This window comes from Aeromicrobium changchenzhani (assembly GCF_057586615.1).
The window spans coordinates 1,733,018-1,753,025 of the sequence record NZ_CM172480.1; the positions used below are offsets into that span (position 1 = coordinate 1,733,018).

The window sequence follows — 20,008 nt, forward strand, 5'->3', positions numbered from 1 at the left end:
CATCAACATACCCGGAACAATCCCGTGTACCTTCGTATAAGTGTTCAACGTGAAATCATGGATTCGGTTGCAGATTGGCAAGGTAGTTGTCCGCCGGATACAGAAGAAGGGCATTGACCTTTCAAGTATTTCGATCATCCCCGAATCAACCAAGATCCCTTTGCAGCGCATCGGCACGGACCCCGTCCCCGAACTTGCGCAGATCCGGTCTACCGGTCCCTTACACAAGCTTGACCTGCCATTCGATTTCACGGCATATTTGGTCACGGGATATGACGAGGCACGTACGGTCCTGACTGACACCAAGAGTTACAGCCACGACATCCGGCATCTGTTCACCGGCGACGGCCCGGCCACGGCCGATGACGTTGGCGGATTGGGCTTCACCGATGCGCCGCTGCATACCCGGTTGCGCAAGATCGTGACGCCGGAATTCACGATGCGGCGACTGGCGCGACTTGAACCGGTGATCGAAAAGATCGTTGACGAACAACTCGACATACTCGAACAGGCGGGCAGCGGCGCCGATCTGGCAAAACATCTGGCCTTCCCGATTCCGTTCAGGACAATATGCGCGTTGTTGGGACTTGACTACGAGGACACCGAGGCATTCGGCCAGCTGGGAAGTGCCCGCTTTGATGCGATGAACGGCGCAGCAGCGGCGTTCGGTGCGGTGTCGGCGCAGCGTGAATTCCTGTTCGACGCGGTCGCACGGCAGCGCAAGGAGCCAGGCCCAGGCTTGATCGGTCAGATCATTCGCAATGAAGGCGAATTGATCTCCGACTTCGACCTTGCCGGGTTGGCCGATGGCGTTTTTACCGGCGGTTATGAAACAACTGCGGGCATGATTTCACTCGGCACGATGGTGTTGCTGCGCAATCCCGAATATGTGGCTCGCGTCAAGAGCGGCAATCGGGAAGACCTGGATCGCGTGATCGAAGAGTTGCTGCGTTATCTGTCGATCGTCCAGATGGCTTTCCCGCGCTTTGCGAAGCACGACATGGATCTGTTTGGGCAACCAGTCAAGGCGGGCGATGTGATTCTGTGCTCGTTGATCGGTGCCAACCGCGATCAGAGCGCGGCCGGCGACGACCCAGACAGTTTCGATCCCACTCGCATACCGTCATCTGCGCATCTGGCTTTCGGCCACGGCGCGCATCGGTGCGTCGGTGCCGAACTGGCCCGCATGGAGTTGCGCATCGCCTACCCGAAACTGCTGGCGCGTTTTCCCGATCTTGCGGTCGCCAAGCCGCAGGAAGAACTATCCTTCCGCCAACTCTCATTCGTGTTCGGCGTCGATGAACTCCCGGTAACCTTCTAACCCACTTATGCCGACGAGTCGTTCACGTGCACCGACGAGTCGTTCACTGGCTCGATCATTCAGGCTCACGTATGTGTAGGTGACTCCTCGGCGCACGTAGGTGACTCGTCAGCGTTACCAGCCGCGGGCGCGCCATTCGGGGAGCGATGCGCGTTCCGCTCCTAGCGTCGTGTCACCGCCGTGGCCGGGGTAAATCCATGTGTCGTCGGGGAGTCGGTCGAATACCTTGGTTTCGAGGTCATTCATCAACGTCTCAAAGTCTTTCGGATCTGTTGTCCGTCCAGGACCCCCGGGGAACAGCGAATCACCGGTGAACAGGTGAGCGGAGCCGTCCGGATCGTCATACAGAAGCGCGATCGATCCCGGAGTGTGTCCGACCAAGTGGATCACTTCGAGTTCGCACGATCCGACGAGGATGCGGGCGCCGTCGTTGACCGTCGCATCGACCGGAACCGGCAACTCGTCCGCATCCTCCGTGCCGGCAATGGTTTCAGCGCGGGTAGCGGCAACGACTGCTTCGAGTGCCTGCGTGTGATCAAAATGCTGATGCGTCGTGATGATCTTCGCGATGCCATCGTTGCCGATCAACGTCAGTAACGTCTCAGCGTCATTGGCCGCGTCGATCAACGCTTGCTGACCGGTCAACGTGCAACGCAGCAGATATGCGTTGTTGTTCATCGGCCCGACGGCAACCTTGGTAATACTGAGGTCACCTGCCACCCGCGTCTGCGCGGGGCCACCTACGGTCACATCGCCTGTGTATGTCGTCATGCGCCGATCCTACGGTGCGCGCTCTTGCCCGCCGCGATAGAATGGCGAACACCTGTTCGAACATCATCGAAACGTCGAGGAACCGTAGTGGCTGAGCAACTGATCATCCGGGGCGCCCGCGAGCACAACCTCAAGAATGTCTCTCTTGATCTGCCACGAGACGCCATGATTGTGTTCACCGGTCTTTCCGGTTCGGGCAAGTCGAGTCTGGCGTTCGACACGATTTTCGCTGAGGGTCAACGCCGGTACGTTGAGTCGTTGTCAGCATATGCGCGCCAGTTCCTAGGCCAGATGGACAAGCCCGATGTCGACTTCATCGAGGGCCTGTCCCCGGCAGTGTCGATCGACCAGAAGTCGACATCCAAGAACCCTCGTTCGACCGTCGGCACGATCACGGAGGTCTACGACTACCTTCGCCTGCTGTATGCGCGCGCTGGCCGGCCACATTGCCCGGTCTGCGGCGAGCCGATCGCACGGCAGACGCCGCAACAGATCGTCGACCGGATTATGGCATTGGAGGAGGGCACCAGATTTCAACTGTTGGCGCCAATCATCCGGGGCCGTAAAGGTGAATATCTCGAACTGTTCGCCCAACTCCAAACGCAAGGCTTTAGCCGTTCGATCGTTGACGGCGAGCCCCATAACCTGTCCGACGAGCCACCTAAACTGGCCAAACAGAAGAAGCACACGATCGATGTCGTTGTCGATCGACTGACGGTCAAAGACAGCTCCAAACAGCGTCTGACCGAATCGGTCGAGACCGCGCTCGGCCTCGCCGATGGTCTGGTCATCTTTGATTTTGTCGATCTGCCGGAGAAAGACCCCAATCGTACGCGGCGGTTCTCGGAAAAGTTAGCGTGTCCGAACGACCATCCGCTCGCGGTCGACGAACTCGAGCCGCGCTCATTCTCCTTCAACGCACCATTTGGTGCCTGCGCCGACTGTCACGGGCTGGGCAACCGGCTTGAAGTCGATCCTGAACTGATTGTTCCGGATCCGAAGAAGAGCCTCCGCGAGGGTGCGGTCTCGCCGTGGGCTTCAGCCCAGGTTTCGGAGTATTTTGCCCGGCTGCTGGAAGCACTTGGTGCCGAACTCGGCTTCACAATGGATCAACCCTTCGAATCGCTTGACGTAGAAGGGCAGGATGCGGTCCTGCACGGCCATGCAACCAAGGTTCATGTTCGCTACAAGAACCGTTATGGCCGTGAGCGCTCCTACTACACCGCATTTGAGGGCGCGATTCCTTACCTCGAACGCCGGCACGCCGAGACCGAATCAGACACCAGCCGTGAGCGGTTGGAGGGATTCATGCGCAATGTGCCCTGCCCGACCTGTGGCGGCACGCGGCTCAAGCCGGTTATCCTCGCAGTCCAATTGAACTCGGCAACTCAGGGGCCCAAGAACATCGCTGAGGTGTGCGCCCTCTCGATCCGTGACGCTGATTTGTTCCTGCAAGACCTTGAGATGACCGATCGTGAACTTCAGATCGGCGAGCGGGTCATCAAAGAAATTCATGAGCGGCTCCGGTTCCTGCTCGATGTTGGACTTGACTACCTGACGCTTGATCGCAACTCCGGCTCATTGTCCGGCGGTGAGGCGCAGCGCATTCGGCTCGCCACACAGATCGGTGCGGGCTTGGTGGGTGTTTTGTATGTCCTTGACGAGCCGTCGATCGGACTCCACCAGCGCGACAATCACCGGCTGATCGAGACGCTCTTACGCCTGCGCGACCTCGGCAACACGCTGATCGTCGTCGAACATGATGAGGACACGATTCGGGCAGCCGATTGGGTCGTCGACATCGGTCCGGGGGCCGGCGAACATGGCGGGCGGGTGATTGTTTCTGGCGAGGTCAAGGAACTCCTGGACAATGAGGAATCCCTGACCGGGCAATACTTGTCCGGCCGCAAGCAGATACCACTGCCAACACAACGGCGGCCACGAGTCGAGGGACACGATCTCGTCGTTCGCGGCGCCAAGGAACACAATCTGCAGGACATCGACGTGACGTTCCCGCTTGGCCTGTTCGTCGCGGTGACGGGGGTGTCCGGGTCGGGCAAATCGACCCTCGTCAACGACATCCTGTACACCTCGTTGGCGCGACAGATTTACAAGGCCCGCACGATTCCCGGCCGGCATCGCACGATCGAGGGTGTCGAGGCCGTCGACAAGGTCATCCATGTCGATCAATCCCCGATCGGTCGTACCCCGCGCTCCAATCCAGCGACCTATACCGGCGTCTGGGATCACGTACGCAAACTGTTTGCGCAAACCCCTGATGCCAAGATGCGGGGCTATTTGCAGGGTCGATTCTCCTTCAACGTCAAGGGCGGCCGCTGCGAAGCATGCTCCGGCGACGGGACGATCAAGATCGAGATGAACTTCCTGCCCGATGTATACGTCCCCTGTGAGGTCTGCCACGGCGCCCGCTATAACCGGGAGACGCTCGATGTTCGCTACAAAGGCAAGACGGTGGCTGACATTCTCAACATGCCGATCGAGGAAGCGGTGGACTTCTTCGCCGCGATACCGGCGATCGCGCGCCACCTTCGGACACTCGTCGATGTTGGTTTGGGCTATGTACGGCTGGGACAGCCCGCGCCAACCCTTTCCGGTGGTGAGGCCCAACGGGTCAAACTCTCCTCGGAATTGCAGAAGCGCTCGACGGGCCGGACGGTCTACGTGCTCGACGAGCCGACCACGGGGCTTCATTTCGAGGACATTCGTAAGCTTCTTGGCGTGCTCGAACGACTTGTGGACGCCGGCAATTCGGTCATCGTCATCGAGCACAATCTCGATGTCATCAAGACAGCAGACTGGCTGATCGATATGGGTCCGGAGGGCGGCAGCGGCGGTGGGCTGCTGATTGCGGAGGGCACGCCCGAACAGGTTGCCGCCAACCCCAACAGCCATACCGGCAGTTTCCTGAAGACCGTACTGGCCACGCCTTGATGGGACTGCCGTAAACCACTGTTTGGGCGGGTAGGTAAGAATTATCGTTGAGCCACGAGTTTCATTCGAACCACAGGAGCACCATGATGTTTGACCAATTGTCTCGGCGGACCGTCTTTCAGGGCGTTGCCGCGGTCGGTGCTGGTGCTGCGCTGAGTGCCTGCGGAACTGCCCGCAACAGCGCTGATGCCCCGGTCGATCCCAATTCGACGCCTGCTGTCAAAGCTGGCACTGCGCTTGGCAAGGCAACTGACATCCCAGTTGGCAGCGGCAAGATCTTCCCCGACCAGAAAATCGTTGTCACCCAACCGTCGGCGGGCGAGTTCAAGGCGTTTTCCGCAGTTTGTACGCATCAGGGCTGCATCGTGAGCACGATCTCGACCAAGGAGATCATGTGCGCGTGCCATGGCAGCAAGTTCTCCCTCACCGATGGATCGGTCGTCGGTGGGCCCGCGCCCAAACCACTGCCACCGGTCAAGATTGCGGACGAAAACGGCACCATCACGGCAGTGTGATCAGCTCCCGCCGATCTGTCCGAATCACGACGTAGGCTTGCGACGTGGCTGATCCTGCGACCTATCGACCCGCTGCGGGGGAAATCCCCGAGCAGCCGGGTGTCTATCGCTTTAGCGACGCGCAACGGCGGGTCATCTACGTCGGCAAGGCCAAATCGCTGAGATCCCGGCTCAACTCCTATTTCCAAGATATTGCTGGACTTCATCCGCGTACTCAGCAGATGGTCACGACTGCAACCGCGGTGGACTGGACGGTCGTCAACACCGAGGTCGAGGCGCTCCAGCTGGAGTACACGTGGATCAAAGAATTCGATCCGCGTTTCAACATTCGCTTTCGTGACGACAAGTCCTACCCATGGTTGGCAATCACGGTTAACGAAGAACTGCCCCGGGTCACAGTTATGCGCGGGCCGCGGCGCAAGGGAGTTCGCTATTTTGGCCCCTACACACACGCGTGGGCGATCCGCGAAACCGTTGACCTACTGCTTCGCGTGTTCCCGATGCGGTCATGCTCCAACGGGGTTCTTCGCCGCGCTCAACAGATCGGCCGGCCCTGTCTGCTCGGAGACATCGGCCGCTGCGCTGCGCCCTGTGTAGGCCGTGTCAGTGTGGACGAACATCGCGTGATCGTTGAGGATTTCACCGCATTCATTGCCGGCCAGACGACCACGTACCTGCGGGGACTCGAACGCGACATGGCGGCCGCCGCCCGCAATTTGGAGTATGAGCGCGCGGCCGTTCTACGCGACGATATTGCCGCCCTCACCAAAGTGCTCGAACAAAACTCAATTGTGTTCGGCGATGGCACCGATGCGGATGTGATCGCCTTGACCGAGGATCCGCTGGAAGTGGCCGTCCAGATATTTTCGGTTCGCGGCGGGCGGATCCGTGGTCAGCGCGGTTGGGTGGCCGACAAAGCCGATGATGCTTCCACCCCAGAACTCGTCGAGCGTGCTCTGGTCAAACTGTATGAAGAGGAACCGCCGGAGTCGATTCCACGCGAGGTCCTTGTTCAGGTTGCGCCCTCCAATCGGCCAATCGTGACCGCGTGGCTGGAGGAAAAACGTGGCAGCAAAGTCAGCCTTCGCGTGCCGCAGCGCGGTGACAAACGAGCGCTGATGCAGACGGTTGAGCAGAATGCCAAGCAGGCCCTCGCGCGACACAAAACTAAACGCTCCGGTGATCTCACGACGCGCAGCCTTGCGCTCGAGGAGATTCAAGCGGCGCTTGACCTGCCGGCTGCGCCACTGCGGATTGAGTGCTACGACATCTCAAATTTGCAGGGAACCGAGATTGTCGCTTCGATGGTCGTGTTCGAGGACGGATTGCCACGCAAGTCCGAATACCGGCGCTTCACGGTGCGGCTCGAGGGACAGAATGACGTCGGTTCGATGCACGAAGTCATCACCCGTCGGTTTGAGCAACTCAAACGTGCGCTGGACACCAACGACGCAGCCGGTCCGGGCATCGATCCTGAAACCGGCCGACCGCGCAGATTTGCCTATTCGCCATCGCTCGTCGTCGTCGATGGTGGGCCGCCGCAGGTCGCCGCCGCCAAGCAGGCCATGGATGAGGTCGGCATTACCAATGTCGCGTTGTGTGGTTTGGCCAAACGGCTCGAAGAGGTATGGCTGCCCGGTGATCCCGATCCGGTCATCCTGCCGCGAACCAGCGAAGGCCTCTATCTGTTACAGAGACTCCGCGATGAGGCGCATCGATTCGCGATAACCCATCATCGCGGCCGCCGTACCAAGGCCATGGTGCACAGCCAGCTTGACGATATTCCCGGTCTGGGGCCGAGCCGCAAGCAGGCGTTGATGAAGAAATTCGGCTCAATCAAAAAGATGCGCGCGGCCGATGTTGACGAAATCGCGACGGTTCCCGGTATCGGGCCGGCCACGGCGAAAGCGATCGTTGGTACTCTGGCGCGCAGCACTGGAGACACAACGCCCGCGGTCAATATGATGACCGGGGAGATCTTGGAGGACTGATGACGGCGATCTCTGAGTTTGTTCTCGTCACCGGTATGACCGGCGCCGGGCGTGGCACTGCGGCGAAAGTGCTCGAGAAACTTGGCTACTACGTCATCGACAACATCCCGCCGCAACTTCTTGGCGAGGTAGTCAGTGCGATCGACAAGTCCAAAGACATTGACAAGTTGGCGGTCGTGGTCGATGCGCGATCACGCCAATTCTTCGGCGCGATCGTTGACGAGATCGAAGCTCTTCGATCTCGGGGCATTCACACACGGGTCTTGTTCCTCGAGGCGTCCGACGATGTACTCGTACGCCGGCAGGAAGCTGCCCGACGGCCACATCCACTCAGCCTCGAAGGCCGGCTCATGGACGGTTTCAACCGTGAACGCGATCTGCTTCGGGTCCTCCGGGGCCGCGCAGACATCGTTATCGACACCACCAATCTCAACGTCAGTCTGCTGGGCAAACGAGTTCGTGCAGCCTTCGAAGATGACGACTCGCGCGGACTGCGGGTCTCTGTGGTGTCCTTCGGTTTCAAGTACGGTGTGCCGATCGATGCCGACATGATTGCCGACATGCGGTTCCTGCCAAATCCGTTCTGGGTTGAGGAGTTGCGCCCGCAGAGCGGTCTTGATGCACCCGTACGCGACTATGTGCGCCGACAGCCACGTGCTGCTGAGTTCCTTGATCGTTATGAAGGTCTAATCGCATTGCTCACCGACGGTTTCCTGCACGAGGATAAACGCTTCCTCACGATTGCATTCGGCTGCACGGGCGGTCGGCATCGAAGCGTCGCGATGTCCGAGGCATTCGCCGAACGATTGCGTGCCCACGGCGTTAATACGCTTGTTGTGCATCGCGATCTGGGCCGCGAATGACAAGTCGCGCGTTCCCGCCGGGCCGCGCTGCTATTGAAACCCAGAAGGTCGTCGCGCTCGGTGGTGGTCATGGTCTTGCCGTGAGTTTGTCGGCGCTGCGCCGGTTGTCCGTTGGCTTGACCGGCATTGTCACGGTAGCCGACAACGGTGGCTCGTCGGGGCGTATCCGCAGCGAATTGGGTGGCCTGCCACCTGGTGACCTGCGGATGGCGCTGGCAGCCTTGTGCGGCGATGATGAATGGGGTCGGACTTGGGCTGATGTGCTGCAACACCGCTTTCGCGGCGATGGCGCGTTGAGCGGGCATGCAGTTGGCAATCTTTTAATCGCGGGCATCTGGGACCTTCAGGGCGACCATGTCGCGGGCCTGGATTTGGTCGGTCAACTGCTCGGTGCGCACGGCCGCGTGCTGCCGATGGCCGCAATTCCGCTATCGATTGAAGCTGACGTCCAACTGCCCGGCAGCCCCGATGTGCTTAGTTGCGTGAGTGGCCAGGCCGAAATTGCATCGACGGAGGGTCACGTCGTCAGTGTGCGGCTCAAACCCGATAATCCACCGGCGTGCACCGAGGCGGTGGCTGCCGTGGATGCCGCCGACTGGGTCGTCATCGGGCCCGGTTCATGGTTCACGAGTGTCTTGCCCAATCTGCTTGTGCCGGGGCTACGTGATGCGTTGGTACGGACCTCAGCCAAACGCATACTCGTCCTGAATCTCGGCGAGCAGGCAGGTGAGACCTCCGGGTTCACACCAGCCGACCATCTCGCGGTGTTGACCGCCCATACGCCCGAGCTTCGCTTCGACTACGTGCTCGTAGACTGCGGGATGGTCGACAATGCGGGTATTCTCGCTGCAGCAGCACACTCGGTAGGAGCAAAATTGATCGATCAGGACATTTCGGCGGGGCCCGGCACGTTCACGCACGACCCGCTGCGGCTCGCATCCGCATTTCATTTCGTTATGGGGCTGACATAGAATGACCCGTACTCACAATCGGTCTCGGGGAGTGGATTTCGCGTCATGGCTATGACTGCACACGTCAAAGCAGAGCTTGCCAGCACCACCATCACGAAGGTGTGCTGTCGCAAGGCTGAAGTCTCTTCCATGCTCCGATTCGCGGGCGGTCTGCACATTGTGAGCGGGCGAATCGTCGTGGAGGCAGAGCTCGACACCGGTGCGGCCGCGCGCCGCCTGCGCAAGGACATCGCCGAAATCTACGGCCACAACAGCGAAGTCCTGGTCCAACAGGGCAATGGCATTCGCAAGGGCACCCAATACATCGTGCGGGTCTCAAAAGATGGCGAAGCATTGGCACGCCAGACCGGTCTACTCGACGGTCGCGGTCGGCCAGTACGCGGTTTGCCGCCGCAGGTCGTCTCAGGCGCCTCATGCGACTCGGTTGCGGCGTGGCGTGGCACCTTCCTCGCACACGGATCATTGACCGAACCCGGCCGCTCGTCGGCACTTGAGATCACCTGCCCCGGACCGGAAGCTGCGCTTGCGTTGGTCGGCGCGGCACGCCGACTCGGCATCGCCGCCAAATCGCGCGAAGTCAGAGGGGTCGACCGCGTCGTCATCCGCGACGGTGAAGCAATCGGCGCTTTATTGACGCGGCTCGGCGCCCACGAAACATTGCTGGTCTGGGAAGAACGCCGCATGCGACGTGAGGTCAGAGCGACCGCCAACCGACTCGCCAACTTCGATGATGCCAATCTGCGCCGGTCAGCCCGCGCTGCGGTAGCCGCCGGTGCCCGCGCTCAGCGCGCACTTGAGATCCTCGGCGCTGACGTCCCCGATCATTTGCGGATGGCCGGCAACCTGCGGGTCGAACACCGGCAAGCAAGCCTCGAGGAATTGGGACAACTGCACGATCCCGTGCTGACCAAGGATGCGATTGCCGGCCGGATTAGGCGCCTGTTGGCGATGGCGGACAAGCACGCCCATGACATCGGAATCCCCGACACCGAAGCAAGCCTTAACGGCGAGGTGCTGCCCGAGGCGTGACTGATCGGTCACGGTCGCGACGACTGTAACTGGCTACTCTCCGGTCGCTTCCACGAACCAGCAGCCGACTCGGTAAGGTGAGGGGACAACGTCCACCGATTATCAGGAGTTAAGTCCTCGTGACTGTACGTGTAGGTATCAATGGCTTTGGCCGCATCGGCCGCAACTTCTTCCGTGCCGCGCGTGCCGCCGGTGCCGATTTCGAGATCGTCGCCGTCAATGACTTGACCGACAACAAGACCCTCGCGCACCTGTTGAAATATGACTCGATCTTGGGTCGACTGGATGCCGACGTCTCCTACGACGACAGCTCAATCACGGTCGGTGGCCAACGGATCACCGCGCTCGCCGAGCGCGAACCCGGCAAGTTGCCCTGGGCCGACCTCAACATTGATCTCGTCATTGAATCCACTGGATTCTTCACCGACGCGACGAAGGCCAAGGCCCATATCGACGCAGGTGCCAAAAAGGTCATCATCTCGGCCCCAGGCAGCAATGAGGACGCGACCTTCGTGATGGGTGTCAACCACACCGATTACGACCCGGCAGCGCATCACATTGTTTCGAATGCCTCGTGCACGACCAACTGCCTTGCGCCAATGGCAAAAGCCCTCAACGACGGGCTGGGCATTGAGCGTGGCCTCATGACCACGATTCACGCCTACACGGCCGACCAGAACCTTCAGGACGCGCCGCACAAGGATCTGCGTCGTGCCCGTGCTGCTGCGATCAACATCATCCCGACCTCAACCGGCGCTGCCAAAGCGGTGAGCCTCGTGCTCCCCGAGTTGAAGGGCAAGCTCGACGGTTTTGCGTTGCGCGTTCCGGTGCCAACTGGCTCGGCAACAGATCTCACCTTCACCGCATCGCGGGAGACCACCGTCGAGGAAGTCAACCAGATCGTCAAGACCGCAGCCGAAGGCGAGTTGAAGGGTTTCCTCACATACACCGAGGACCCGATTGTCTCCTCCGACATCGTCACTGATCCCTCGTCCTGCGTCTTCGACTCGGGCCTCACCAAGGTCATTGGCGATCAAGTCAAGGTCGTTGGCTGGTACGACAACGAATGGGGTTACTCCAATCGACTCGTCGACCTGACCACCTACATCGGTTCCTCACTCTGATCGTGAAGAACCTCTCAGATCTGGGCGACCTCCGCGGCAAGCGCGTACTCGTTCGCAGCGATCTCAATGTTCCGCTGGCAGATCCGGTGCAGGCCGGAGATGGCACAACGCATCGCGAAATCGCTGACGATGGCCGCATCCGTGCGAGCGCGCCGACGATCAAGCGACTTTCAGACGCGGGTGCTCGGGTTGTGGTGGTTGCGCATCTGGGTCGCCCGAAGGGTGCACCAGATCCTGCGCTGTCACTTGAACCGATCGCGGTACGGCTTGGCCAGCTCACCGGGACTCAGGTGTTCTTTGCTCGCGACACTGTGGGGGACGATGCCAAAACGGTCGTCGCGGGCTTGGGTGACGGTGACGTCGCAGTGCTTGAGAACGTTCGTTTCAATCCCGGCGAGACGAGCAAAGACGATGCCGAGCGTGGTGCGTTTGCCGACCAGCTTGCCAAACTTGCTGATGTCTTCGTCTCTGACGGATTTGGAGTCGTCCACCGCAAGCAGGCAAGCGTTTTTGATATCGCCCAACGGTTGCCTGCGGCAGTAGGAACTTTGGTCGAGGCCGAAGTGAGCGTACTGAACCGGCTTACGGTGGACCCCGAACGGCCCTACGTTGTCGTGCTCGGCGGTTCGAAGGTCTCGGACAAGCTCGGGGTTATCGACAATCTGCTCGACAAAGCCGACAGCCTGTTGATCGGCGGCGGCATGGTTTTCACCTTCCTCAAGGCGCAGGGCTACGAGGTCGGCAAATCGCTACTCGAAGCCGATCAGCTCGAGGTTGCTCGTCGCTACATCTCGATGGCCGCCGATAAGGGAGTGCAACTGCTGCTTCCGACCGACATCGTCGTGGCTCCCGAGTTTGCTGCTGCGGCGCCGGCAACTGTCGTTGCTGCCAACGCGATCCCGGCCGATCAGCTGGGCCTGGACATCGGTCCAGAATCCGCGGCGGCCTTTGCTGCGGTCATACGCGAAGCGAAGACGGTCTTCTGGAACGGCCCCATGGGGGTCTTTGAGCTGGCACCGTTCGCCGCTGGCACTAAGGCAGTCGCGCAAGCGTTAACTGAAGTTGACGGACTTTCTGTAGTCGGCGGGGGAGACTCGGCGGCCGCCGTGCGACTCCTTGGCTTTGATGATGCGGAATTCGGACACATCTCGACCGGTGGCGGCGCCAGTTTGGAATATCTCGAGGGCAAAGTCCTTCCGGGGCTTGAAGTCTTGGAAGGCGACACAGCGGAGGACCGGACAGTATGAGCACAACGCGCACGCCACTGATGGCAGGCAATTGGAAGTCCAATCTCAATCACCAGGAAGCCGTCGTACTGGTCCAAAAACTGGCTTGGACCTTGCAGGACAAGAAACACGATTACGCCAAGGCAGAAGTCGTCGTAATCCCGCCATTCACTGACCTTCGAAGCGTTCAGACCGTGGTTAATGGCGATAACCTCAAAATCGGTTATGGCGCTCAAGATGTGTCCGAACATGATGGTGGCGCATATACCGGCGAAATCTCGGCCTCGATGTTGGCCAAACTTGGTTGCTCCTACGTTGTAGTGGGGCACTCCGAACGACGTGAGTTCCATGCCGAGAGTGATGCGCTGGTCAACACGAAGGCACACAAATCTTCGGCCGCTGGCATGACCCCGATCGTGTGTGTCGGCGAAGGGCTTGAGGTGCGACGCTCCGGCGAACATGTCGCTCATGTGCTGGCCCAAATCGATGGATCGTTAGCTGGCTTCGCGCCAGACCAAATCGCCGGACTGGTGGTTGCCTACGAACCCATCTGGGCGATTGGCACCGGTGAAGTGGCAACTCCCGAAGACGCTCAAGAAGTCTGCGGGGCGATCCGCAAGCGAGTTGCGGAGACCTCGTCGCCGGAGGCCGCCGGGGCATTGCGTATTCTTTATGGTGGATCGGTCAAGGCTGCGAATATTGCTGCGATCATGGCCCAGCCGGATGTGGATGGTGCCTTGGTCGGTGGGGCGAGTCTTCAAGCAGCAGAATTCGCGGGCATTGCTCGGTTCTATTCAATGCCGGACCTGTCCGGTACCCGTTAACAGAGGTTTGCAGTGATTCTGACGTTCTCGATACTTCTCGCGCTGTCCAGCACGATGATGATTGTCCTTATTTTGATGCACAAGGGCCGCGGTGGTGGTCTGTCCGACATGTTCGGTGGCGGTGTGTCCAGCTCGTTGGGCGGCTCGTCAGTTGCCGAACGCAACCTCGACCGCATCACGGTCGGCATTGCCGTTATCTGGGCCGTGTGCATTTTTGCGCTCGGTCTCCTCCTGAAGGTGAGTAGCTAAGTGGCAGCAGGCGCAATCCGGGGCAGCCGTATCGGTTCGGGCCCCATGGGCGAAGCGGAACGCGGCGAAGCTGCTCCCCGTCAGGTCGTGGAATATTTCTGCGGCAATAAGCACAACACCGTGCTGAGTTTCGCAGTCGAGGCGGAGGCACCCGATTCATGGGACTGCCCGAGTTGCGGTATGCCTGCCAGCCGCGATCAGGACAACCCGCCGGACGCGCAGAAGATCGCGCCCTATAAGACGCATTTGGCTTACGTCAAGGAACGCCGTTCCGACACCGAGGCCAAAGAAATCTTGACCGAAGCACTCACGTCGTTACGTACACGTCGTAAGCGCGGCGAAGTCGTTTTCTGAGCTGACGTGTGCGGAGCCGTCAGAGGGCGGCGGCAGCAGCTTCATCGAGGAACCAAAACGTCTCGTTCAGACCCTGAACGGCGGCTGCCGGGGTGTCTTCGAGCGTTCCATTGCCGAGCGCGCGGGCGACCGCTTCAGCTTTTTCTGATCCTGACACCAAGAGCCAGGTCGACAATGAGTTGTTGAGCCGCGCCAAACTCATCGACAGCCGAAGCGGCGGCGGCTTGGGCGAATCAGCCACATCGACGACCAGCCGATCGACTTCATGCAGTTGAGCGAAGCCGGGGAAGAGCGACGCGATGTGTCCGTCGGGACCGATCCCGAGCAGCACGAGATCGAATGGCGCGGCCGGTAGGACGCCGGCGTAGGCATCGGCGGCTTCATGTGGACTCATGCCCCAGTCAGCTGCTGGCATGCGGTGCAGACGGTCCTCGGGGACCGCTAGGCGGGTCAGGAAGGCATCACGGGCCTGCTGGTCATTGCGATCGGAATGTCCGTCTGGGACAAATCGTTCGTCGCCCCAATAGAAGTCGACTGCGGACCAGTTGGCGGCGTCGGCATCAACCGCCCGGTAGATCGCGTTGGCGATCGTTCCGCCGGTGAGGACGACACTCGGGGAAGTGCCTTCATCGTGGATCTCGTTGACGCGTTCGCTTAAGCGGCTAGCGACGTGCTCGGCCAGCGCGGCGGCATCCACATCGACAGTGACATCGCGATTCATGAATCCAACTCCTTGAGCAGATACGAAATGGTTTCCTCGTAGATCACGTCGACGTCGAGTCGACGCAGGTCCTCAGCGAGGAGCTCGGCCGGCGTTCGTGTGCCCAGCGGAACGTGGTGTTCTGAAGCGCCCGGGACGTTGAAGTTGCAGGTGGTCGCGTTGATCCGTTGCAGCACCACATCGCCGATCGCAGTGTGCAGTGTGACCGAAGAAATCTGATGGCCCTCGTCGTGGCGGGTGCGCAACTTAATCCCGAGCCTGCTTTCGAGCCACGCGGTTAGCAACTCAGCCGCCGGATTGCCGCGGCCGGTAACGATTTCACCGCCGGTGACTTCTGCGGCCGTCTGGTCCAATGCCGCCGCGAGCAATGCCCGCCACGGTGTCAGTCGCGTCCACGACAAATCGGTGTCACCCGGTGAATAGTTTCGAGCGACGGTATGCAGCGCACGGACCGGTGCCTTTGTACTCTCAGCATCGGTGAGTCGACGTTGTGCAAGCCGTCCGATTGCGTCGTCGGATGGATCATCAGGCGCATTACTTGGCCACCACACGACGACGGGCGAGTCGGGCAGAAGCAATGGCAACACAACTGATTCGGCATGCTTGTTGAGTTCGCCGGAAACACGAAGCAGGATCGACTCGCCGGAGGTCTCATGGCCGACGCGGACCTTGGCCGAGAGATTTGCTTTGCCGCGGCCCGAGCCCCGGATGACGCCGATAACCCGAGCAGGATGTTCAAGCGACAACGCCGTAGCGGTCTTCAACGCCTGGGAAACACCTTCTTCATCGGTGATCACGACAAATGTCAGGACCATGTCCATGGCCGGGCTGCCCGCGGCGCGGCGCGCCAACACCATGGTCTTGGCGATCTCTGAGGAGTTCGTGTCGTGGAGTTCGGTCTGCATTTAGGGCCTCCGCCAAGTGCGTCCGTCGCGAGCCAACATGATGTCTGCAGACTCCGGTCCCCACGTCCCGGAGCGGTAGGTGTCGATCTTCGCTGAGTCTTGCCAATAGTTGATGACCGGATCCAGAATCCGCCAGGCGAGTTCGACCTCTTCAAGTTGGGGGAACAGCGGAGGATCGCCGAGCAGGACGTCCAAGATCAACCGCTCGTATGCTTCGGGGCTGGACTCGGAGAACGCGCCGCCATACGCAAAATCCATGTTGACGTCGCGGATCTCCATCGCCGTGCCCGGCACTTTGGCGCCGAAGCGCAGCGTGACACCCTCGTCGGGCTGGATCCGCATTACCAGTGCGTTCTGGCCGAGTTCTTCGACCTCGTTACTGTCGAACGGCTGGTGCGGAGCACGCTTGAAGACAACCGCCACTTCGGTGACCCGTCGACCCAGCCGCTTGCCGGTCCGGAGATAGAACGGGACGCCCGCCCACCGCCTGGTCTCGATGTCGATCCGCATGGCCGCGAATGTTTCAGTGGTCGAATCGGCCGGGATGTCGGCCTCTTCTCGATAGCCGCGCACCTTTTCGCCGCCCGCCCAGCCACTCGCATACTGCGCTCGAGCGGTATGGAGGTCCATTCGCGCGGGCGGCCGGGCGTTTGCGAGAATTTTCTGCTTCTCGATGCGAAGACTGTAGGCGTTGAACGAAACCGGCTCCTCCATCGCGACGAGCGCCATGAGCTGGAGCAGGTGATTCTGGATGACATCGCGCGCAGCACCGATACCGTCGTAGTAGCCTGCTCGCGATCCGATGCCGATGTCCTCGGCCATGGTGATCTGCACATGATCGACATAGTTCGAGTTCCAGATCGGCTCGAACATTCCATTGGCGAAGCGAAACGCCAAAATGTTCTGGACCGTCTCTTTGCCGAGATAATGGTCGATGCGGAACACGCTTTCGCGTGGGAACACCTCCGCGACGATCGCGTTGAGTTCCTGAGCAGACTCGAGGTCGTGGCCGAAGGGCTTCTCAATGACAACTCGCCGCCACGACCCGTCGGCGGACTCGGCCAGATTGTGCTTCTTCAGTTGCGTCGTCACGAGTGGGAACAGCGCCGGCGGGATCGAGAAGTAGAACGCGTGATTGCCGTTGGTGCCGCGCTTATTGTCGACGTCGGCCAGGGTTGCCACCAACTCCTCCCAGGGCCCGTCCTCATCGAAGGAGCCACCGACGAAGCGCAGTCCCGCCACGAGTTGACGCCACGTTGACTCGCGCCATTTGGTCCGTGCACCGGCACCTGCCGCCGCACGGATGTAGTCGGCGAACTCCTTGCCCGTCATATCCATGCGGGCGAAGCCGATAAGCGCGAAGCCAGGTGGCAACAAACCGCGATTAGCGAGGTCGTAGATCGCCGGTATGAGCTTGCGGCGCGAGAGGTCGCCAGTGATCCCAAAGATCACCACGCTGCACGGGCCGGCGATCTGGGGCAGACGTCTGTCCCGAGAATCGCGAAGCGGGTTGATCACGCAAGCGCCTCGCGCAGGTACGGGAGCGAAGCCGCCACATCGTGTAGATGCAGGCGGAGCACTGGCCGGCCATGGCCGCGCAGCACCTGGGCATCGCCGATGACCTGTGCGGTAATGAACTCGCCAAAGGTGAAATCACGACCAGGAATCGCCACATCTTGTTCCGGCTCACCGCTGATCTGGAGGAACACGCCATTGGGCGGACCACCCTTGTGATATTGACCAGTCGAATGCAGGAACCGAGGGCCCCAACCGAAGGTGACCGGCCGGCCCGTACGTTCGGCAAGAATCTCGCGAATCTCGGCGAACTCGGCATATTCGTAGCGATCTAGATATGCCTGCACAGACAAATAGCCATGCGCGAGATCCAGATGAATCAACAGATCGCGCAACGCTGCCGGCAACGTTGTCTCGTTCGTCCCGAAGACATCGATGCCATCGGTCTTGAAGGCCGCCTTCTCGGTCGCCTCGCCACCGTCGAGGAGCTCGCGGGAGGCCTTCTTGGCGCTTTCGACATCGGGTTGGTCGAACGGATTGATACCAATCGAACGGCCCGCGATTGCGATGGCGTCTTCCCAGATGAGAAACAGCGCGCCAAGTGGCCCATCGAGCGCGGCGGAAAATTTCGACAACGCGGTCGGTGCCGTCGTGGTCCCGATGGCAATCAGAATCGAATCCTGGTTATTGGGTTCAAAATTGGTAGCCGTTTCGCTCGGAACGACGACGGGGAGAATTCCTTTGCCGTCCTTGCCGGTGCTTTCGGCCACGAGTTGTTCGATCCAGTCGCCGATTCCATGACCGTTCTTATCGGTGATGACCAGTTTGTCGACACCGATCCGATTGGCCACGCCCAGCATGGTCCCGAGGCGGAGACCCGGATCCTGGGCCGAGTCGAGGTGCTGGTCGTTCGCGGACGCCGCAGCGCCGTCGAGCAGGTCGCCGATGGGCGCGCCCGCAAGTCCGCTCGGAACAAGCCCGAAGGCGGTGAGGGCCGAGTATCGACCGCCGACATTCGGATCGGCACGGAATACGCGGTAACCGGCTTCGGTTGCTTCCTTGTCCAACGGTGAGTCTGGATCGGTGACGATGACGAAATGATCAGCCGGATTTAGACCAGCCGCAGTGAACGCCGCAGCGTAGGTCCGCCGTTGTGAATCAGTTTCGACAGTGCCGCCAGATTTGCTGGACACCACCACAATGGAACGTTCCAATTGGTCGTCCAGGGCGTCGCGGATCATGTCCGGGTGCGATGTGTCGAGCACCGTCAACTCGACTCCATACGCACGACAAATCACCTCGGGCGCAAGTGAAGAGCCACCCATCCCACACAGAACAACGTGATCGAGACCTTTGCCGTTCAACTCGGTACGCAGGCTTTCGATCTCGCCGACGAGCGGTCGAGACGACTCCCAGAGTGACGTCCACGACAGCCGAATCCGGGCCTCATGTTCTGCCTCACGACCCCAAAGAGTTGGATCCTGCGCGGCGAGGCGGGATCCAACGTGGTCATCGATCGACTGCTTCAAGGCGGCCTGATAGTCCGGGTCGGACAGCGTCGAGATCGTCAGGTCAGCCATGTGTCAGGCCTTATCCAACTCGTCTTGAACGGACTGCTGAAGTTCGGCCCATGATGCGTCGAACTTATGAACGCCCTCCGTTTCCAGCAACGCGACAACCTCGTCATAGGAGATGCCTTGCGCTTCGAGCGCGTTGATCAGCGCGCGGGACTGCTCGTACGTCCCAGTCACTGCGTCGCCCGCAACCTCACCGTGATCGGCGAAGGCTTGCATGGTCTTCTCGGGCATCGTGTTGACGGTGTTGGCGACGATCAGTTCGGCGATGTACATGGTGTCCGGGTAAGCAGGGTCCTTGACACCGGTTGAGGCCCACAGCGGACGCTGCGTGTTGGCACCCTTCGCGGCGAGCGCTTTGAAGCGCTCCCCACCGAAGATTTCTTCATATGCCTGATAGGCGAGCCGTGCATTCGCGATGCCAGCCTTGCCACGCAGTTCGCTGTCGTCCGGCAGCCGCTTGTCGACCTCAGAGTCCACACGACTCACAAAGAATGATGCAACCGAATGGATCGTGCTCAGGTCGCGACCTTCGGCCAATGCCTGCTCGAGACCGTACAAATAAGCATCCATGACACCGCGGTAACGATCGAGCGAGAAAATCAGCGTGACGTTGATATTGATGCCCTCAGCAATTGACGCCGCGATGGCGGGCAGACCTTCGTGCGTCGCCGGAATCTTGATGTAGACATTCGGCCGATCGACCTTATTCCACAGCTTTGCTGCCATCAAAATCGTTCCATCGGTGTCCTGAGCAAGCCCTGGTTCAACCTCGATCGAGACCCGACCGTCAACACCGTTGGTGGCGTCGAACACCGGCCGCAAAATATCGCAACCCTGCTGGACATCGGTCGTGGTGAGTTCGAGGATGGCATCGTCGACGCCTACACCGGCGCGCTTGAGCTGGCCGATCTGCTCGGCATACTGCTCGCCGTTGGCCATCGCCCCGGCGAAGATCGTCGGATTCGTGGTTACCCCGACAACATTCGATTCGGCAATAAGTTGGGCTAGGTTGCCCGAGACGATGCGCTCGCGTGACAGATCATCGAGCCAAATGGAGACACCCGCATCCGCGAGTGCCTGGAGTCGTGCGTTCATGCGAT

At 60.3% G+C, this 20,008-nt stretch carries 18 protein-coding genes; 12 read left to right on the plus strand and 6 right to left on the minus strand.

All coding sequences use genetic code 11. The features are described 5' to 3' along the window. Window positions 1-49: 49 nt before the first annotated feature. Window positions 50-1,321 carry a cytochrome P450 gene (locus tag AC2YB9_RS08755; RefSeq protein ID WP_487268488.1) on the plus strand — a complete coding sequence of 424 codons (1,272 nt, stop codon included), beginning with the start codon at window positions 50-52 and terminating at the stop codon, window positions 1,319-1,321. Window positions 1,322-1,435: 114 nt separating this feature from the next. Here AC2YB9_RS08755 and AC2YB9_RS08760 read toward each other — a convergent pair whose 3' ends face one another. Continuing rightward, the gene (locus tag AC2YB9_RS08760) at window positions 1,436-2,092 is read right to left on the minus strand and encodes an MBL fold metallo-hydrolase (protein ID WP_487268489.1); all 657 of its coding nucleotides are present in this window, start codon (window positions 2,090-2,092) and stop codon (window positions 1,436-1,438) included. A gap of 87 nt (window positions 2,093-2,179) precedes the next feature. On the opposite strand from AC2YB9_RS08760, the gene uvrA reads away from it, so the two are divergent. The 11 genes from uvrA to AC2YB9_RS08815 all read left to right on the plus strand — a co-directional run bounded on the left by uvrA (window position 2,180) and on the right by AC2YB9_RS08815 (window position 14,190). Beyond that, window positions 2,180-5,044 carry an excinuclease ABC subunit UvrA gene (gene uvrA / locus AC2YB9_RS08765; RefSeq protein WP_487268491.1) on the plus strand — a complete coding sequence of 955 codons (2,865 nt, stop codon included), beginning with the start codon at window positions 2,180-2,182 and terminating at the stop codon, window positions 5,042-5,044. Between the two features lie 83 nt (window positions 5,045-5,127). Beyond that, complete coding sequence (locus AC2YB9_RS08770) at window positions 5,128-5,559, plus strand: Rieske (2Fe-2S) protein (RefSeq protein ID WP_487268493.1); 432 nt, start codon at window positions 5,128-5,130, stop codon at window positions 5,557-5,559. A 44-nt stretch (window positions 5,560-5,603) separates the two neighbouring features. Then, window positions 5,604-7,550 carry an excinuclease ABC subunit UvrC gene (gene uvrC, locus AC2YB9_RS08775; RefSeq protein WP_487268494.1) on the plus strand — a complete coding sequence of 649 codons (1,947 nt, stop codon included), beginning with the start codon at window positions 5,604-5,606 and terminating at the stop codon, window positions 7,548-7,550. Beyond that, complete coding sequence (rapZ, locus tag AC2YB9_RS08780) at window positions 7,550-8,413, plus strand: RNase adapter RapZ (RefSeq protein ID WP_487268495.1); 864 nt, start codon at window positions 7,550-7,552, stop codon at window positions 8,411-8,413. Before uvrC ends, rapZ begins: the two co-directional genes overlap by 1 nt. Continuing rightward, on the plus strand, window positions 8,410-9,384 hold the full coding sequence (locus AC2YB9_RS08785) for a gluconeogenesis factor YvcK family protein (protein ID WP_487268496.1): 975 nt from the start codon (window positions 8,410-8,412) through the stop codon (window positions 9,382-9,384). Before rapZ ends, AC2YB9_RS08785 begins: the two co-directional genes overlap by 4 nt. A 45-nt stretch (window positions 9,385-9,429) precedes the next feature. Then, on the plus strand, window positions 9,430-10,413 hold the full coding sequence (gene whiA, locus AC2YB9_RS08790; protein ID WP_487268498.1) for a DNA-binding protein WhiA: 984 nt from the start codon (window positions 9,430-9,432) through the stop codon (window positions 10,411-10,413). 119 nt (window positions 10,414-10,532) lie between these two features. Beyond that, complete coding sequence (gene gap, locus AC2YB9_RS08795) at window positions 10,533-11,537, plus strand: type I glyceraldehyde-3-phosphate dehydrogenase (RefSeq protein WP_487268499.1); 1,005 nt, start codon at window positions 10,533-10,535, stop codon at window positions 11,535-11,537. Between the two features lie 2 nt (window positions 11,538-11,539). After that, window positions 11,540-12,784, plus strand: a complete 1,245-nt coding sequence (locus AC2YB9_RS08800; RefSeq protein WP_487268501.1) for a phosphoglycerate kinase — start codon at window positions 11,540-11,542, stop codon at window positions 12,782-12,784. Next, the gene (gene tpiA / locus AC2YB9_RS08805; protein ID WP_487268503.1) at window positions 12,781-13,587 is read left to right on the plus strand and encodes a triose-phosphate isomerase; all 807 of its coding nucleotides are present in this window, start codon (window positions 12,781-12,783) and stop codon (window positions 13,585-13,587) included. Before AC2YB9_RS08800 ends, tpiA begins: the two co-directional genes overlap by 4 nt. 12 nt (window positions 13,588-13,599) lie before the next feature. Continuing rightward, entirely contained in the window at window positions 13,600-13,836 is a 237-nt protein-coding gene (secG, locus tag AC2YB9_RS08810) for a preprotein translocase subunit SecG (protein ID WP_487268504.1), read from the plus strand. After that, a complete protein-coding gene (locus tag AC2YB9_RS08815) occupies window positions 13,837-14,190 on the plus strand; it encodes an RNA polymerase-binding protein RbpA (RefSeq protein WP_487268505.1) in 354 nt (117 codons plus the stop codon). 19 nt (window positions 14,191-14,209) lie between these two features. Here AC2YB9_RS08815 and pgl read toward each other — a convergent pair whose 3' ends face one another. The 5 genes from pgl to tal are packed head-to-tail and all read right to left on the minus strand — an operon-like array spanning window position 14,210 to window position 20,003. Then, a complete protein-coding gene (pgl, locus tag AC2YB9_RS08820) occupies window positions 14,210-14,911 on the minus strand; it encodes a 6-phosphogluconolactonase (RefSeq protein ID WP_487268506.1) in 702 nt (233 codons plus the stop codon). Beyond that, window positions 14,908-15,816: a glucose-6-phosphate dehydrogenase assembly protein OpcA gene (locus tag AC2YB9_RS08825; RefSeq protein ID WP_487268507.1), complete on the minus strand. Its 909-nt coding sequence runs from the start codon at window positions 15,814-15,816 to the stop codon at window positions 14,908-14,910. The genes pgl and AC2YB9_RS08825 overlap by 4 nt, the downstream gene beginning before the upstream one ends. Next, a complete protein-coding gene (gene zwf / locus AC2YB9_RS08830) occupies window positions 15,817-17,334 on the minus strand; it encodes a glucose-6-phosphate dehydrogenase (protein WP_487268509.1) in 1,518 nt (505 codons plus the stop codon). Further along, window positions 17,331-18,911, minus strand: coding sequence for a glucose-6-phosphate isomerase (locus AC2YB9_RS08835; RefSeq protein WP_487268510.1), 1,581 nt, complete (start codon window positions 18,909-18,911; stop codon window positions 17,331-17,333). Before AC2YB9_RS08835 ends, zwf begins: the two co-directional genes overlap by 4 nt. A 3-nt stretch (window positions 18,912-18,914) precedes the next feature. Further along, window positions 18,915-20,003 (minus strand): transaldolase, encoded by a 1,089-nt coding sequence (gene tal / locus AC2YB9_RS08840; protein ID WP_487268511.1) that lies wholly within the window; start codon window positions 20,001-20,003, stop codon window positions 18,915-18,917. Between the last annotated feature and the right edge of the window lie 5 nt (window positions 20,004-20,008).

What these genes read in the sequence shown, in the direction of transcription:
- AC2YB9_RS08760 (WP_487268489.1), bottom strand. Translation starts at nt 2,092, where the DNA reads ATGACGACATACACAGGCGATGTGACCGTAGGTGGCCCCGCGCAGACG.
- AC2YB9_RS08770 (WP_487268493.1), top strand. Translation starts at nt 5,128, where the DNA reads ATGATGTTTGACCAATTGTCTCGGCGGACCGTCTTTCAGGGCGTTGCC.
- rapZ (WP_487268495.1), top strand. Translation starts at nt 7,550, where the DNA reads ATGACGGCGATCTCTGAGTTTGTTCTCGTCACCGGTATGACCGGCGCC.
- AC2YB9_RS08785 (WP_487268496.1), top strand. Translation starts at nt 8,410, where the DNA reads ATGACAAGTCGCGCGTTCCCGCCGGGCCGCGCTGCTATTGAAACCCAG.
- whiA (WP_487268498.1), top strand. Translation starts at nt 9,430, where the DNA reads ATGGCTATGACTGCACACGTCAAAGCAGAGCTTGCCAGCACCACCATC.
- tpiA (WP_487268503.1), top strand. Translation starts at nt 12,781, where the DNA reads ATGAGCACAACGCGCACGCCACTGATGGCAGGCAATTGGAAGTCCAAT.
- pgl (WP_487268506.1), bottom strand. Translation starts at nt 14,911, where the DNA reads ATGAATCGCGATGTCACTGTCGATGTGGATGCCGCCGCGCTGGCCGAG.
- AC2YB9_RS08825 (WP_487268507.1), bottom strand. Translation starts at nt 15,816, where the DNA reads ATGCAGACCGAACTCCACGACACGAACTCCTCAGAGATCGCCAAGACC.
- AC2YB9_RS08835 (WP_487268510.1), bottom strand. Translation starts at nt 18,911, where the DNA reads ATGGCTGACCTGACGATCTCGACGCTGTCCGACCCGGACTATCAGGCC.
- tal (WP_487268511.1), bottom strand. Translation starts at nt 20,003, where the DNA reads ATGAACGCACGACTCCAGGCACTCGCGGATGCGGGTGTCTCCATTTGG.